We start from the raw sequence: 15521 nt of genomic DNA, 5'->3' as shown, positions 1-15521 counted from the left end.
CGGTCCTGCGGGAGCGGGGAGGCCGCCGAGTCTAGCGAAGTCCGGCAACAGGCGATCGAGGGCTGGATCGCAGAGGTGCGCAGGGCATTGCGACGGACGCGCGCTCAGCCTTCCAGCATTGCCTTGATCGCCGCGAAGCCGACGCTGGCGCGTTCGGCCTTGCGCGCGGCGTCGGCGACCGGGTCGGCGCCATCACGCTGGAGTTCGGCGGCCGGGAGTTCGTCGAGGAAGCGGCTGGGCTGCAATCGCAGCTTCGAACCCCAGCGCTGCGCCTCGCGCGAATGCGACAGCCACAGCTGCTCCTTGGCGCGGGTGATGCCCACGTAGAGCAGGCGGCGCTCCTCGTCCAGTCGGCCTTCGTCGAGGCTGGCCTCGTGCGGCAGGGTGCCGTCCTCGACGCCGACGATGAACACGTAGCGGAACTCGAGCCCCTTGGCGGCGTGCAGGCTCATCAGCCGGACCTGGTTGCCGGCGTCGTCCTTGTCAGCGCGGGTGAGCAGGGCGAGCGACGCGGCGAGCTCGCCCGCACTCGTTCCCTTGGCGCCTTCGAACCAGTCGGCCAGTTCGTCGAGGTTGCCGCGGCGGATCGCGAACAGCTGTTCGGTCTTGCACTGCGCGCGCAGCGCGGCGAGCAGGCCGGAGCGGTCGTTGAGCTTGCGCACCAGTTCGGCCGGCGGCAGGTGCGAAGCATCGCCGCGCAGGCCACGGACGATGTCGGCGAATTCCGACAGCGCGTTCGCCGCGCGCGGCTGCAGCTGCTTGAGCAGGCTGATCGATTCGGCCGCGCGCGACAGCGGCAGGTGGGCGTGCTGCGCGAGCTCGGCCAGCTTCGCCAGCGAAGTCGCGCCGACGCCGCGCGACGGCGACTGCACCGCGCGCAGGAACGCGGCATCGTCCTCGGGGTTGGCCACCAGCCGCAGCCACGACAGCGCGTCCTTGACCTCGGCGCGTTCGAGGAACGCCGTGCCGCCGCTGAGGTGGTAAGGCACCCGCAGTAGCTGCAGCGCCTTTTCCAGCGCGCGCGACTGGTGGTTGCCGCGGAACAGGATGCAGAAGTCGCTCCACGGCGCGCCGCGGGCCTGGTTGATGAAGTGGATCTCGCCGGCCACGCGCTCGGCCTCGTGCGCGCTGTCGCGGCACTCCCACACCCGGATGCGCTCGCCGTCGGACTGCGCGCTCCACAGGGTCTTGGGATGCTCGTGCGGATTGTTGGCGATCAGCGCGTTGGCCGCGCGCAGCACGCGGTTGCTGCAGCGGTAGTTCTGTTCGAGCTTGACGACCTTCAGCGCCGGGTAGTCCTGCGCCAGCTGCGACAGGTTTTCCGGGTTGGCGCCGCGCCAGGCGTAGATGCTCTGGTCGTCGTCACCGACGCAGGTGAAATGGCCCTTGTCGCCGGCCAGCGCCTTGAGCATCCGGTACTGGGCGTCGTTGGTGTCCTGGCACTCGTCGACCAGCAGGTAGCCGATGCGCTCGCGCCAGCCCAGTGCGACGTCGCTGTCGTTCTCGAGCAACTCCACCGGCAGCCGAATCAGGTCGTCGAAGTCGACCGCGTTGAATGCCGACAGCCGCGCCTGGTATTTCGCGTACAGCGCCGCGGCCTCGCGTTCGCGCGTCGACTGTGCGGCGTCCAGCGCCTGCTGCGGCGACAGCCCGGCGTTCTTCGCCCGCGAGATCAGTCCGTGCGCAGCCTGCACCGCATCGGGCTTGGCGCCGGGCAGCAGGTCCTTGAGTTGCGACGCGGTGTCGTCCGCGTCGAAGATCGAGAAGCCGCGCCGCAATCCGGCCTTGGCGTGTTCGATCTGCAGCAGCTTCAGCCCCAGCGCGTGGAAGGTGCAGATCGTCAGGCCGTCCGCACCGTCGCCGCGAATGCGCTTGGCGACGCGCTCGCGCATTTCCTTCGCCGACTTGTTGGTGAACGTGATCGCGGCGATGCGCCTGGCCGGATAACGCTGCGTGGCGATCAGGTGCGCGATCTTCTCGACGATCACGCGGGTCTTGCCGCTGCCCGCCCCGGCGAGCACCAGCAGCGGGCCCTCGCAGTGCGCGACCGCGGCGGATTGTTGGGGATTGAGGCCGTGCATGGCGCGTTCCGTGGGGGGCGCCAGTCTACAGGCTCCCCCCGCGGGCCATGCCCGGCGCGGCATGCAGGACGATGTGAATGCCCGCGCCATGACAGGCCAGTTCCTTGACAGCTGGGCTGCTCCCGCGCGCCGCGGCGGATACCATTTGCGAAATGGATCGTTGTGCCCGCAGTCGACACTGGACGGGAGGGAGGAAGCAAGGTGCTGAAAACATGGAGCGGTTGCTGGTCGTTGACATCGATCGTGCTCGCGTTCGTTGTCTCGTTGCCGCTTCACGCGCAGGGCGGCAACGAGGAGTATTTCCCGCCCGAAGTCGACAGTTCGCTGATGATCAGCGGATTCCGTGCCGGACATCCCGACCTGGACTTCCGCAAGCGCGGGATGGATGCCTTCAACAAGCGCCATTACGTCGCTGCCCGGACCGCGTTCCTGCGCGCTGCGCGCTACGGCGACAAGCCGTCGCAGGCGATGCTGGGCGAAATCCACTGGAAGGGGTTGGGCATCCAGCGCGACCCGGTGCTTGGCTACGTGTGGATGTTCCTTGCCGCTGAGCGTGGCTATTACGACTTCCGCGCCTGGAGCGAGGCGTACTGGCATGAGATGTCCATCGAACAACGGCAGCAGGTGCAGGAGCGTGGCCCAGCGATCGTCGCGGCCTTTGGCGATGCCGTGGCCGTGCCACGCCTGGAGCAGGCCATGCGGCGTGAGTTGCAGCGGGGAACCGGCAGCATGCTCGATTCTTCCGGCCAGTCGCTGATGATCCTGAGTTACGAAGGCGGGTCGCCCAAGGGAGTCGATCCGCAGCGCTTTTACGCAGCGCAGTACTGGCGCCCGGCGGAGTATCGCCAGCTCCAGGACCGACTCTGGAAGGCGCCGCTGCAGAAGCGGGTCGACGTCGGCCCGTTGGAGGATGTCAGCGCGCCTGTGCGCGGTACGCCTCCCGAACGATGAACCCCCGCCGGGCGAGGCTGCTGCAATGGTGAGTGCCGTGCAGTCGCGCGGCCCGCGCGGATCCATGGTGGCAGCGGATGGCTGCCGTGCGGCTGTACTCCTTGCGCGGCGATCGGGCTCGCACCGGCAGTGCTCCTCGCTATGCGCGGTCGCGATGGGCTGCGGGATCAAAGTCATGCACCTGCCGGGCAATGCAACGGTTTGCCCTTCGGCGACGTAGTGTTCCAGCAAGCGGCGCAGGTCGTGCCGTGGATTGGCAGGATGCGAGTCGGGAGGAAGCGCGGTGAAGACGGACATGCGCATGCTGTTGCTGGTCGCCGCCGCGAGCGCCTGCCCGGTGTTCGCGCAGCAGGCTCCGGTCGCGCTGGAACTGCAACCACCGCTCGAGCGCCCGGTCACGGGCAACTACGTCGGCGAGCCGGGGATTCCGCCGCAGATGATGACCGCGGGCTTCCTCAGCGGGCACCCGGACGTGCGCTGGCGGCGCGAGGCGCTGCATTCGTACAGCCGCAAGGAATACGACATCGCCCTCGACCAGTTCCTGCGCGCCGCGCGCTATGGCGACAAGCCGGCGCAGGCGATGCTGGCGGAGATGTACTGGAAGGGTGTCGGCGTCGCGCAGGACAGGCCGCGCGGCTACGCATGGATGGACCTGGCGGCCGAACGCAGGTTCCCGAACTTCGTGATCCTGCGCGAGCGTTACTGGAGCGAACTCCACGAGCGCGAGCGCAAGCAGGCAATCCGCGTCGGCCGTCCGCTGATGGACGAGTACGGCGACGACAGCGCGCGCTTGCGCCTGGCCAAGGTGCTGCGGCGCAACCAGCACGAGAGTACCGGTAGCCGGTTGGGGTTCGTCGGCCACATCGAAGGCAGCAGGCCCGGCCTGTTCGCGCGCGGACAGGGCATCGCGCCCAGCACCGGGCCACTGGCGGGCTCGGGCATCTACCTGCCTGCGGACGACTACTACGCGTCGGAAAACTGGGAGGTGGACCAGTACTGGCAGCGGCAAGCGGCCGCCTGGGGCGCACCGTCGCGCGCGACGGTCCATGTGGGCGACGTGGTACCGGTCGGCACAGCCGCGAAAAAGCCCGAAGGGCCACCCACAGATCGAGATCCTTGATCGGGCGGCAGGGCGCCGCGTGTTGCGCGCGGTTTCGGGGACCGGATTGCGCTGCACGAAGAGGTGCGTGCAGCGCAACGCTTGTCGCCGGGGCGACGCCAACCGTTTCCCGGACGTCGCCCCGACGCGTACGCGGGCCTTACCAGCTGAAGCCGGCGCCGCCCATCACGCTCGATTCGCCGCCGCCGAAGGCCGCGCCGATCGAGATGCTGGCGCGGTTGCCGATCGCGCGCTGGTAGCCGACGGCGAGCGCCGACTCGCCGTTCTGGCCGCCGACGCCCACGCCGACACGGTTGGCCCCGGCCAGGCCCGCGGTGTTCATCGCCATGCCGGCGTAAGCACCGCTCATAGCCGCCAGCTTGTCGATCCGGCGGTCCTGTTCGCGGAAGCGCTGGTCGACGTCTTCGCGGAAGGTGTCGAGTTCGCTGTTGAACTGTGCGAACACAGCGTCGGTGTAGGTGTTGGCGGCATCGAGCGTCTGCACCGCGACGGTGTCGGTATAGGTGTTGGCCGAAGCGAGGGTGGCCGCGTCGCCGGCGTCGGCGTGGGCGTTGGCCGAGGCCGCGCTGGCGTCGAGCTGGCCCTTGTTGACCGCGTCGCCTGCCGCCACGCCGTCGGCCACGTTCGAGACCACGGTGCCGTCGGCGCCGCCCAGGGTGATGGCGGCGTTGCCGGCGTCGTCGTATTCAACCGCCAGCTCGCTGCCGGTGCCGGGGCCTGAGGGACCCTCGGGGCCTTGCGGGCCGTCTGGTCCCTGTGGACCAGTCGGACCATCGGGTCCCTGCGGACCAGTCGGACCATCCGGTCCTTCGGGCCCTTGTGGTCCGGTCGGGCCAGTCGGTCCTTCCGGGCCTTGTGGACCGGTTGGACCTTCGGGCCCTTGCGGCCCGGCCGGGATCGCGTCGATGCTGGCCTGGAGCGAATCCAGCCGGCCGTCGACCGCGGCGAAGGCGGCGCCGACGTTGTTGTAGGTGCTGCCCTGGATGACATAGCTGGGCGCGCCGAACACACCGCCGCTGAAGCTGGCGCCGCCGCCCAGCGCGGCGACGACGCTGCCGAGCTGGCCCACCGTGGCCGCGTCGTGGTCGCCGATGCCGTCGGCGACGTTGACCAGCCGCCGCTGCAGGTCGCTGCCGTAGGTGCCGCCGTTGAACTCATCCTCGTCCGAAGCCAGGTGGCCGAACGAGACGGTGTCGGCTTCCGAGGCGATCGAGTCGCTGCCGATCGCCACGGCCCGGTCGGCGCCGGCCATCACCCGGGTCTTGACGCCCAGCGCCATGCCTTCCTCGGCGTGGACCTGCGCCGCGCTGCCGACGGCGATCGCACGGGCCGCGGTGGCCTGCGTGAAGCGGAAGGGATCGATGTTGGTCTGCGAATCGCCGAGGAAACCGCCCAGCGCCAGGCTGTTCTCGCCGGCGGCCTGGCTTAACACGCCGGTGGCGGTGCTGAACTGGCCCGTGGCGTTGCTGTAGACGCCCAGCGCGATCGTGCCCCAGGTGCTGGCCTGCGAATAGCTGCCCATGGCGAGCGACCAGTTACCGCTGGCGTTCGAGTCGACCCCGATCGCAACCGTGCTGCTGCCCGTGGCATGGGAGTTGTAGCCCAATGCCACGGCTCGCCCGCCCGTGGCCTCCGCGTTCGTGCCGAAGGCGGTGCTGACCACCCCGGTTGCGGTCGCGCCCTTTCCGCAGGCGGTGGTCCTGTCGTCTTCGGTGCCGGTGTTGGCGCCGCCGTTGTCCTGCGTGCCGGCGTCGCTGTCGGCCACGATGCAGGTGATGCCGGCCATCGCCGGCAGGCTGGCGCCGGCGCCGCAGGCGAGCAGCAGCGACAGGGCGAGGGGGCGAATTCGGGGGAAACGCGGGTTCTGCATGGCCATGCTCCTTGGTCCTGGTATGGGCAAGGAGCACGACACGGGCCCTCCTTGCGCGTGATGCGCGACGAGCGGGCAGGCAGCGGGGAATGGCGTTCTCGAGGGCCCGGGAGGATCTCCCGATTGCGTCTCCGGCCGGCGGTCGACACGATCCGGCGTGTCCGTTGGTCAGCCATCGGGTGGAAACGTGCGTGTCGAACCGGGCTGCAACTCCTCCCCGAGCCTGCCGATTTCGTCGTCGCCCGCGCACTATACCCTTCGCTGTGCGCCGCTCGCGGCGCGGAGACGGGCCCACAACGCATTTCCCGCGGGAGCGGCTTCAGCCGCGAGCTTTTCGCGGCGCGCGCAAAGGTCGGTGGACTCCTGGCAAGCGCGCCCGCGGATGGCGTGCGGGTCATGTCCGGCGATGGCGGGCTGCGCATAAAATGTGCGCATGGCCAAGCTCTACTTCTACTACTCGGCGATGAACGCCGGGAAGACCACCACGCTGCTGCAGAGCGCGCACAACTACCGCGAACGCGGGATGCGGGTGGCGATCCTGACTCCGCGGCTCGACGACCGCGCCGGCAGCGGCAAGGTGGCCTCAAGGATCGGGCTGAGCGCAGATGCGGTCGGCTTCGAGCAGGGCGACGACCTGCTGGCCTGGGCGAACGCCGATATCGCCGCACACGGCCGGCTGGACTGCCTGCTGGTCGACGAAGCGCAGTTCCTGCGCAAGCCGCAGGTGTGGCAGTTGAGCGAAGTGGTCGACCAGCTGCGGATCCCGGTGCTGTGCTACGGGCTGCGCACGGATTTTCGCGGCGAGTTGTTCGAAGGCAGCCAGTACCTGCTGGCCTGGGCCGACGAGATCAGCGAGATCAAGACCATCTGCCACAGCGGCAAGAAGGCGACGATGACCGTGCGCGTGGACGCCGACGGTTACGCGGCGCAGGACGGGCCGCAGGTGGAGATCGGCGGCAACGAGCGCTACATCTCCGTCAGCCGCGCCGAGTTCAAGAAAATCGTGCGCGGCGAGGGGCGGATCGAGCCGCTGCAGGAGCGGTTGCCGCTGGTGCAGCCGAGCGACTAGCCGCCCTTCGCTGCCCTTGCTGCCCTTGTAGGAGCGGCTTCAGCCGCGAGCTCCTTCCAACATCGTTCGGACGAGCAAAAGCTCGCGGCTGAAGCCGCTCTACTGGGTATTGGGGCGCTTCGCAAAACGCGCGTGGAACCTAGCCAGGATTCTCGACAGTCGACTGGCAGCCGGCGCGGATCGCATCGATCTCGCGCACCACGGCGCCGCCTTCGGGTTGGGCCTGCTGCAGCGTCAGGTCGAGCGCGGCGAGATCCTGCAGCACTTCGCTGCGCTGCGGGCCATGGCAGTTGCGTTCGGCCAGGTAGGCGCTCGCGAGCCAGGCGACCCGTCGTCGCTCGATGTCCTTCGCCGACAGGCTGGCCAGGCGCTTGAGCTCGCGCATCGCCGCCGCGCTGCCGTCGCGCGCCTGCAGGCGCGCCAGCGACAGTTCGCTGCGCAGCGTGTGCGGGTGCGAGGGGCCGTAGCCCTGGCGGGTCAGCGACACGGCCTGCCGCAGTTGCCGTTCGGCGGTCGTGCGTTCGCCGAGCCCGGCATTGGCCTCGCCGAGCAGGCGCAGGGTGTCGCCGACGAGTCCGGCGTGGCGGCCGGGCAGCGCCTCGCGCAGGCGCAGCGATTCGCGCAGCTGCAGCCGGGCTTCGGTATCGCGGCCGACGCCGTGCAGGATCATCGCGCGATTGAACAGCTGGCCGGCGAGCAGTTGCGCGTGGCCGGGCTTGCGGCTGATCGCGATGGCGCGGTCTAGGTTGCGCAATGCGGTGTCGATGTCGCCGCGCTCCCAGTCGACGATGGCCAGGCTGTTGTAGTTGCGCGAAACCTCCTCGTGCTCCATCCCCAGCCGTGCCAGCAGCCAGGCCTGGCTGCTGGCGAACTCGGTGGCCGCCTCGTCGTAGCGGCCCGCGTCGACGTGAAGCGCGGCAAGCTGGCGGCGGGCATCGATGGTGGCGCGATGCTGCGGCCCCTGCAGGTCGAGCGAGAGGGCGAGCGCCTTGCGGCATTCGGTCTCGGCGCCACGGATGTCGCCTTGCGCGCGTCGCAGCGAGCACAGGCTGCCCAGGATCTCGATCGCAAGCGGATGGCGGTCGCCAACCCTCGTGCGCAGCTGCGCCAGGGCGTTGCGTAGTTCGGCCTGGGCCCGCGCGCTGTCGCCGGTGGCCGCGCGCAGCCGCGCCAGGTCGGCCAGGTTCTCGACCACGCCGGCCTCGTTGCGCAGCGGATCGCGGCGCAGCGCCAGCGAGCGTTCGAACATCAGCCGCGCGGCGTCGTAATTGCCGGCGTGGCGCTGGCAGCGACCCAGTTGCGAATAGAACTCCGACGCCTGCGCCGGCAGCTGGTGCTCCTCGCGCCGCGCCAGGGCCTGCCATGGGCGCATGCCGGACATGCAGTCGGCGTACCGGCCGAGCATGCGCCGGGTGTGGCCCAAGTCGGTCGCCGACTCCAGGCGCAGGCTCGGCGGCACGGTGTCGAGCGAGTCGAGGATCGCTGCCTGGCGATCGAGCAGCTTGAGCGCGTCTTCGTAATCGCCCAGGCCCACGCGCAGCCGGGCGATCACGCCGAACAGCTCCGCACGCGCTTCGGGCTGCCGCGCCAGTTCGCGGTCGCCGCGTTCGACCCCGGCGTCGAGCAGCTGGCGCACGTCCAGCGGCACGCCCTCGGGCGTGCTGCCGGCATTTTCGAACAGGCCGACGACGAAGTCCTTCAGCGCCTGCGCGCGCGCGCCTTCCTCGACGAACTGCCGCGACTGCCAGACCACGATGCCCAGCGCCGCGGCGAGCGTGATCGCGACCAGCGACGCGCTGCCCAGCGCCCAGCGGTGGCGGCCGGCGTACTTGCGCAGCCGGTAGGCCAGGCTCTGTGGCCGCGCGTGCACCGGCTTGCCGTCGAGGTAGCGCCGCAGGTCCAGTGCCAGCGCCTCGACCGAGGGATAACGCTGCTCGGCGCGCTTGGCCAGCGCCTTGAGCACGATGTTGTCAAGGTCGCCGGCCAGCTCGCGCGCGCGTCGGCGCAGGGCGCCCGGCTTGCCGGTCCGGTCGCCGTCGGGGCCGCGCAGCAGCGTCGACGACGGCTTGAGCGGATCCACGCCGAGGATCGCCTCCTCCCATTCCGCGTCGGTCTGGCGTTTGAGCCGATAGGGCTTGGCGCCGCTGAGCAATTCGTACAGCACCACGCCCAGCGAATACACGTCGGTCATCGTGGTGACCGGTTCGCCGCGGATCTGTTCGGGCGCGGCGTAGTGCAGGGTGAAGGCGCGCAGCCCGGTGCGGGTGTTGTCCGGCGCCTGCTCGGCGGTGTCGAGCAGCTTGGCGATGCCGAAGTCGAGCAGCCGCACTTCGTCGAGCGCGGTGACCAGGATGTTGGACGGCTTCAGGTCGCGATGCACGATCAGGTTCGCATGCGCGTGGCTGACCGCCTCGCAGACCTGCAGGAACAGGCGCACGCAGGCCGGCACGTCCAGCGCGCGGGCCTTGCACCAGTCGGTGATCGGTTCGCCCTCGACGTAGTCCAGCGCGAGGTACGGCTGGTTGTCGGCGCTGATGCCGGCGTCGAGCAGGCGCGCGATGTGCGGATGGCCGAGGCGGGCGAGGATCTGGCGCTCGCGGGTGAAGCGCAGGCGCAGGTTGGGGTCGGCCAGCCCGGGGCGCAGCAGCTTCAGTGCCACCCGGCGCTGGTACAGGCCGTCGGCGCGGCTGGCCAGCCAGACCTGGCCCATGCCGCCTTCGCCCAGCAGGCGTTCGAGCTTGTACGGGCCGATCAGCGCATCGGGCCGGGCGCCGGGCAGCGGGGCGATCAGGGGTTCGGACAGGAAGTCGTCGCCTTCGGCCTCCAGCGCCAGCAGCCCGGCGAGGTCGTCGGCCAGCTGCGGGTCCTCGGCGCGCAGCGAGGCCAGGCTGCGTTCGCGGGTCTCGGGGTCGAGCTCGAGCAGTGCGTCGAGGAGCGGGGACAGCCGCTGCCAGCGTTCGGCGTCCATGGTGCTCAGCCGGGCGATCGGCGGCAGGCGTGTCGCGGGACGAACCGTCGCGCCGCCCGCCGTTCATTGCGGCCGCGGCGTGGGGCCTTCTGGTCCGATATCGGCATCAACAGCGGGTTCGGCATCGGCAGCAACAGCGTCCTCGCTACGTTCGGGATGACGGGCAACGGCGGCTTCTGCGCGTACTTGCGCGGGGGAAGGCTCGAATGATCGTCATCCCACAATCCCCGGGCGCCATGGCACAGCTCCTTGCTGCATTCGGGATGACAGCGCCTGCTCTTTCAAACAACCCATGACCAACGGCATCCACCGACAAGCTCGTGGGGGAAGCCGCTCCTGCAAGAGCCAAGGACGCCAGGTTCAAGCCTTCGCGGGAATGACGGTCAGAAGAAAAGTTCAGGCTTTCCTAGGAGTCCTTCAGCGATGCCAGCAGGAACAGTCGCGCCTTCTGCCAGTCGCGGCGGATGCTGCGCTCAGAACGCTTGAGCAGGGCAGCGATTTCCAGCTCCGACAGGCCGGCGAAGTAACGCAGTTCGACCACCTGCGCCAGGCGCTCGTCGACCGCCGCCAGCTGGTTCAGCGCGGTGTCGAGGCCGAGCATGTCCTCGTCCAGGCGCAATCCGCCCTCGATGTCCTCGGGCAGGTCGGTGACGCGGTGCAGGTCGCCGCCGCGTTTCTGCGCCAGCCGTTGCCGCGCGTAATCGACCACCACGGAGCGCATCGCCGAAGCGGCATAGGCGAAGAAATGCGCACGATCGTCGAACTTGGCCTCGCGGCGGCCGATCAACTTCAGGTAGGCCTCGTGCACCAGTGCGGTCGCGTCCAGGGTCTGGCCGTGCTGGCCGGCGAGCTGGCGCCGCGCCATCGTGTGCAGCTCCTGGTAGAGCGTCGCCAGCACGCGGTCGAGCGCGCCGCGGTCGCCCTCGCGTGCGGCGTCGAGCCATTCGGTGATGTCAGCGGTCTGCGTCATCGATTTCCCCAAAGCGCGGCGCGACTATACCGCGCGCCCCCGTCGACCGCTTGCGCCGCCGATCGGCGCGCGGGGCACCACAGCGTCGCCGCCGGGACGAGGATCGACCAGGGATGCTCTTGGTAGGAGCGGCGGAAGCCGCGAGCTCTTCCGCTTGCTAGCCTAGCCCCGGCAAAGAGCTCGCGGCTTCCGCCGCTCCTACAAGTGCCAGGTGGCGCGAGAGGGGCGCCTAGCGCTGGCAGTGGCCGCACCACACCGTGGCGCGCTGGCCGATCATGGCCTGCTTCAGCGGCCGGCCGCAGTTCGGGCAGGGCGCTCCGCCGCGGCCATAGGCGGACAGTTCCTGCTCGAAGTAGCCCGGCGCGCCGTCCGGGGCGATGAAATCGCGCAGCGTGGTACCGCCGCGGGTGATGGCCTGGGCGAGGATGCGCTGCACCGCGTCGGCGAGCAGGCGATAGCGCTCGCGCGAGACCCGGCCGGCGGCGCGCAGTGGCGAGATGCCGGCGGCGAACAGCGCTTCGGCGGCATAGATGTTGCCCACGCCGACCACCACGCGCTGGTCCATCAGGAAGGTCTTCACCGGCGCGCGGCGCCCGCGGCTGCGCGTGAACAGGTAGTCCCCATTGAAGGCCGCCCCATTGAAAGCCGCCCCACCGAATGCCGCCGCACCGAACGCCGCGCCGTCGAGCGCAAGGCCTTCGGCACCCATGTCGGGCAAGGGTTCCGGCCCGAGCCCGCGCAGCAGCGGGTGGACCTCGCCCGGCGGCTGCCACAGCAGGCAGCCGAAGCGGCGCGGATCGTTGAAGCGCAGCACCCGTCCCGCTGCGCGCGTGTTCCCCGCGAGCGCGATGTCGACATGGTCATGCGCGCGCACCGGCGCATCGGCCGGCAGCACGCGCAGGCTGCCGGACATGCCCAGGTGCAGCAGCGCGCTGCCGGCATCGGTGTCGAACAACAGATACTTGGCGCGGCGACGCACCGCGGTGATGCGCTGGCCGGGCAGCAGCCCCGGCACCTCGGCCGGGATCGGCCAGCGCAGGTCGGGTCGACGCAGGATGACGGCGGCCACGCGCCGGCCTTCGACATGCGGCGCCAGTCCGCGGCGCGTGGTTTCGACTTCGGGGAGTTCAGGCATGGGGTGCGCAGCTGGCCGAGGCCGAGATGGCTTCCATAGTCGGGCGGTTGCCGGGTTCGCCGCAAGGAAAGGATCCGCGCCAGAAGGCTCTTCGCCACCGCGCGACCTGGTCGTCCCGCCGTCGTCATGGTGGCCTTGGTCGCCGTGCACGCGTCGCCTGCGTTCGACGGTTTCCAGTCGGTTTCAGGCTTCGGCCTGGTCGAAGCCATCGACCGGGTTGCACTGTCCGCGCGCCTCCGTTGGCCTGTCATGAACGTGAACAGGCGGACGGTCCGCATACCCGGATGAACAGGCGTGCCCATACCCTCGCGCAGGGATGGCATTGTGTTCCGGCAGCCCCCATCATGGCCGGGCACACATTCCAAAGTTTCCGTCACGATGCCCACTTCGATCCTTGATTTCCTCGCCGGTGGCCTGCTCCAGTTCGGCTGGGGTGAGATGCTGCTGTACCTGCTCGTCGCCACCCAGCTGACCATCCTCGCCGTCACGCTCTACCTGCACCGCAGCCAGGCGCATCGCGGCGTCGATTTCCATCCGGCCATCGCGCATTTCTTCCGCTTCTGGACGTGGCTGACCACGTCGATGATCACCCGCGAATGGGTGGCGATCCATCGCAAGCACCACGCCAAGTGCGAGACCGAGGAAGACCCGCACAGCCCGATGTACAAGGGCATCAACACGGTGTTCTGGCGTGGCGTCGAGCTGTACCGCGAAGCGCGCGGCATGCGCGCGGACATCGAGCAGTACGGCAAGGGCGCGCCCGACGACTGGATCGAGCGGCACCTGTACACGCCGCACGCGACGATGGGCCCGACCGCGCTGCTGTTCATCAGCTTCGCGCTGTTCGGCTTCATGGGCGTGGCGGTGTGGGCGATCCAGATGGCGTGGATCCCGTTCTGGGCCGCGGGCGTGGTCAACGGCCTCGGCCACTGGTGGGGTTACCGCAACTTCGAGACCACCGACACGGCGACCAACCTCACCCCGTGGGGCGTGTGGATCGGCGGCGAGGAGCTGCACAACAACCACCATGCGTTTCCGAGCTCGGCGAAGTTCGCGCTGCGCAAGTGGGAAGTCGACATCGGCTGGGGCGTGATCAAGGGCCTCGAGAAGCTGCGCCTGGCCAAGGTGCTGCGCGTGGCGCCGTCGCTGGACGTGCGCCCCAACATCAACGTGCCCGACTCCGACACCATGCGCGCGCTGCTCGCGCACCGCTTCCAGGCGATGACCGACTACCAGCGCAACGTGCTCAAGCCCGCGCTGTGCGAGGAAGCCCGCGCAGCCGGCGCCAAGCTGCGCGCGCTGCTGCCGCGGCAGTTGCGCAAGGGCATCGTCGACGACGGCCGCTGGCTCAAGCCCGACGCGCGCCAGCAGTTGCAGCAATGGGTGGACGCGCGTCCGCGCATCCGTACCCTGGTCGAACACCGTGCGCGCCTGGCCGCGCTGCTCGAGGCGCGCACCCACAACGCCGGCGAGTCGCTGCGCAACCTGCAGGCCTGGTGCCAGGAAGCGGAGGCCAGCGGCATCCGCGCGCTGCAGGAATACTCGGAACGGCTGAAGGGTTATTCGCTGCAACCCGCGCGGGCGTAAGGCCCGCGCCGCGTGCGGCGCCTTGCGTGATCGACGACGGCGGGCCAATGGCCCGCCATTTTCATGTGCGGCCTTGCGGGATGCTTCTTGTGGGAGCGGCTTCGGCCGCGAGCTTTTTAATCGGCCGTCTCGCCAGCGCAAGAAAGCTTGTGGCCGAAGCCGCTCCCACATGAGCGCCGTGGCTACAATGCGCCGGTGAAAAGCCTGGCCGCCCTCGTCCTGTCATCGCTCGTGCCGCTCGCCGCGCACGCCCAGGTCAACGCCACCAGCGACTACCTGTCGCGCATGGACGGCGACGGCGACGGCCGCATCTCGCTGGCCGAATACCAGGACTGGATGAGCTACGCGTTCGACGCGATGGACCGCAACCGCGACGGCACGCTCACGCCCGACGAACTGCCCGGCGGCAAGGGCAAGCCGGTGACGCGCGACGAATATCGCGCCCGCATCGCCGCGACATTCAACAAGCAGGACGTCAACCGCGACGGCAGCCTCAGCGCACGCGAACTGGCGGCGCCGCCGCAGTAGGCATCGCTGCAGCTGCAGCACGGGCATGTTGCCGATGCCCGCGGCGCGGACGCACCGTGTCGCGGCATCCGGACACGAAGACGCCGGCTCGCGCCGGCGTCGTGATCAACCCGTGGTGCGCGGCAATGCCGCGCCGCCCGCTCAGCGCGGTTCCTCGGTCACGGAGGCCCCCGGGTCGGCCGTCGTCGTGTCGTGCTCGCCGGTGAAGTAGCTCCAGAAGTTGAAATCGCCGTACACGGTGGCGTCGCCGAAGCGCACGCTCACCTCGTCCGCGCCGCCGCCGGTGTCGACGACGACCTCGCCTCCGGCGGCGTAGATGGTGTCGTTGCCCTCGCCGGCGTAGGCGGTCGCCTGGTAACCGAGGACGGTGACCACGTCGTCGCCGTTGCCGCCGTTGGCGAAGGCTTGCGCGCCGTACGCGACGACCTCGTCGTTGCCCTCGCCGCCGAATGCGTACACGCGCGGGCCACCCAGGGTGCTGTAGGCGTGGACGGTGTCGTCGCCATCCTCCCCAGCCAGTTCCACATGTCCCTCCGACGGCACGGCAGCCGTGGATTCGTCAGCGGGGATTTCACCGTTTGCCTCGAGCGTGAGCTGGTCGTCGCCTGCACCGCCATACACCGTGACGTCGGCGGTCACCGCCTCGGAAATGGTGACCGTGTCGTTGCCGCCCTCGCTGCGGATCTCCAACTGCTGGCCTGGGGCAAGCTTGATGTTGGTCGTTTCGCCGTTCACGGTGACATCCACCGTGCCGTCGGCGCGCTGGTCGACGGTGACGCGGTCCTCGGCATCGGTCGTGGTGACGACCACGCCATCGTAGCCGTGGCTCTGTTCGCGGCTGACGGTCACGCCGCGCCCACTGGCCAGTTCGGTGGAGCGTGCCCCGCTGCCGTCGCTCGGCTGTGCATGCGGGTCGGTGGCCACGCCCCAGCCCTTGCCTTCGCTGCCACCATCGATGGAGGCGGGCAGCCTGCCTTGGTCCTGGCTGGGGCCGTCGTCGGGCAGCGGGATGCGCGAAAGAGAGCTGGAAACAGGGGAGATGGACATGTGGGGCCCGAGTCGTGCGATGTGAGGCTCCATCCTTGCGACCCTGGGGATCGAATTCCATCTGGGGTCGACCCTTGGTTCTTCAGGGGTCGCTCAGGCCGGCAACGTAGCGGCCGACCCGGCGCGAATCCACGAGCCCGGCCACACGGACCGGGCCGGGCCCGGCCTGTCGTACTGAGCGCGTCCGCCCGGAAT

The 15521-nt window shown here is 69.7% G+C and carries 11 protein-coding genes; 5 read left to right on the top strand and 6 right to left on the bottom strand.

The window, feature by feature from the left end; all coding sequences use genetic code 11:
* Window positions 1–104 precede the first annotated feature (104 nt).
* Window positions 105–2081 (bottom strand): UvrD-helicase domain-containing protein, encoded by a 1977-nt coding sequence (locus tag ACTJIL_RS14250; RefSeq protein ID WP_440756272.1) that lies wholly within the window; start codon window positions 2079–2081, stop codon window positions 105–107.
* A 201-nt stretch (window positions 2082–2282) separates the two neighbouring features.
* Between ACTJIL_RS14250 and ACTJIL_RS14245 the strand changes: the two genes are divergently transcribed.
* Together ACTJIL_RS14245 and ACTJIL_RS14240 are read left to right on the top strand one after the other, a co-directional pair.
* On the top strand, window positions 2283–3032 hold the full coding sequence (locus tag ACTJIL_RS14245; protein WP_440756271.1) for a sel1 repeat family protein: 750 nt from the start codon (window positions 2283–2285) through the stop codon (window positions 3030–3032).
* 283 nt (window positions 3033–3315) lie between these two features.
* Window positions 3316–4152, top strand: coding sequence for a sel1 repeat family protein (locus ACTJIL_RS14240; protein ID WP_440756270.1), 837 nt, complete (start codon window positions 3316–3318; stop codon window positions 4150–4152).
* Window positions 4153–4291: 139 nt separating this feature from the next.
* On the opposite strand, the gene ACTJIL_RS14235 is transcribed toward ACTJIL_RS14240, so the two are convergent.
* Window positions 4292–6022 (bottom strand): YadA-like family protein, encoded by a 1731-nt coding sequence (locus tag ACTJIL_RS14235; protein ID WP_440756269.1) that lies wholly within the window; start codon window positions 6020–6022, stop codon window positions 4292–4294.
* 433 nt (window positions 6023–6455) lie between these two features.
* Between ACTJIL_RS14235 and ACTJIL_RS14230 the strand changes: the two genes are divergently transcribed.
* Window positions 6456–7091, top strand: a complete 636-nt coding sequence (locus ACTJIL_RS14230) for a thymidine kinase (RefSeq protein ID WP_440756268.1) — start codon at window positions 6456–6458, stop codon at window positions 7089–7091.
* A 139-nt stretch (window positions 7092–7230) separates the two neighbouring features.
* Here the strand turns inward: ACTJIL_RS14230 and ACTJIL_RS14225 are convergent, their stop codons facing one another.
* From ACTJIL_RS14225 to ACTJIL_RS14215, 3 genes are all read right to left on the bottom strand, one after another.
* Window positions 7231–10059 (bottom strand): protein kinase domain-containing protein, encoded by a 2829-nt coding sequence (locus ACTJIL_RS14225; protein ID WP_440756267.1) that lies wholly within the window; start codon window positions 10057–10059, stop codon window positions 7231–7233.
* Between the two features lie 406 nt (window positions 10060–10465).
* Window positions 10466–11029 carry an ECF-type sigma factor gene (locus tag ACTJIL_RS14220; RefSeq protein ID WP_386710565.1) on the bottom strand — a complete coding sequence of 188 codons (564 nt, stop codon included), beginning with the start codon at window positions 11027–11029 and terminating at the stop codon, window positions 10466–10468.
* A 229-nt stretch (window positions 11030–11258) separates the two neighbouring features.
* On the bottom strand, window positions 11259–12164 hold the full coding sequence (locus tag ACTJIL_RS14215; protein ID WP_440756266.1) for an Fpg/Nei family DNA glycosylase: 906 nt from the start codon (window positions 12162–12164) through the stop codon (window positions 11259–11261).
* Between the two features lie 378 nt (window positions 12165–12542).
* Between ACTJIL_RS14215 and ACTJIL_RS14210 the strand changes: the two genes are divergently transcribed.
* The gene (locus tag ACTJIL_RS14210) at window positions 12543–13751 is read left to right on the top strand and encodes a DesA family fatty acid desaturase (RefSeq protein ID WP_440756265.1); all 1209 of its coding nucleotides are present in this window, start codon (window positions 12543–12545) and stop codon (window positions 13749–13751) included.
* Window positions 13752–13946: 195 nt separating this feature from the next.
* Entirely contained in the window at window positions 13947–14279 is a 333-nt protein-coding gene (locus ACTJIL_RS14205) for an EF-hand domain-containing protein (protein WP_440756264.1), read from the top strand.
* A gap of 141 nt (window positions 14280–14420) precedes the next feature.
* On the opposite strand, the gene ACTJIL_RS14200 is transcribed toward ACTJIL_RS14205, so the two are convergent.
* Window positions 14421–15326 (bottom strand): hypothetical protein, encoded by a 906-nt coding sequence (locus ACTJIL_RS14200; protein ID WP_440756263.1) that lies wholly within the window; start codon window positions 15324–15326, stop codon window positions 14421–14423.
* Window positions 15327–15521 lie beyond the last annotated feature (195 nt).

This window comes from Luteimonas sp. 22616, assembly GCF_052044325.1.
Taxonomy (GTDB): Bacteria; Pseudomonadota; Gammaproteobacteria; order Xanthomonadales; family Xanthomonadaceae; genus Luteimonas.
Note: the sequence above shows the minus strand (reverse complement) of the source record. Positions and strands in the feature narration are given on the sequence as shown.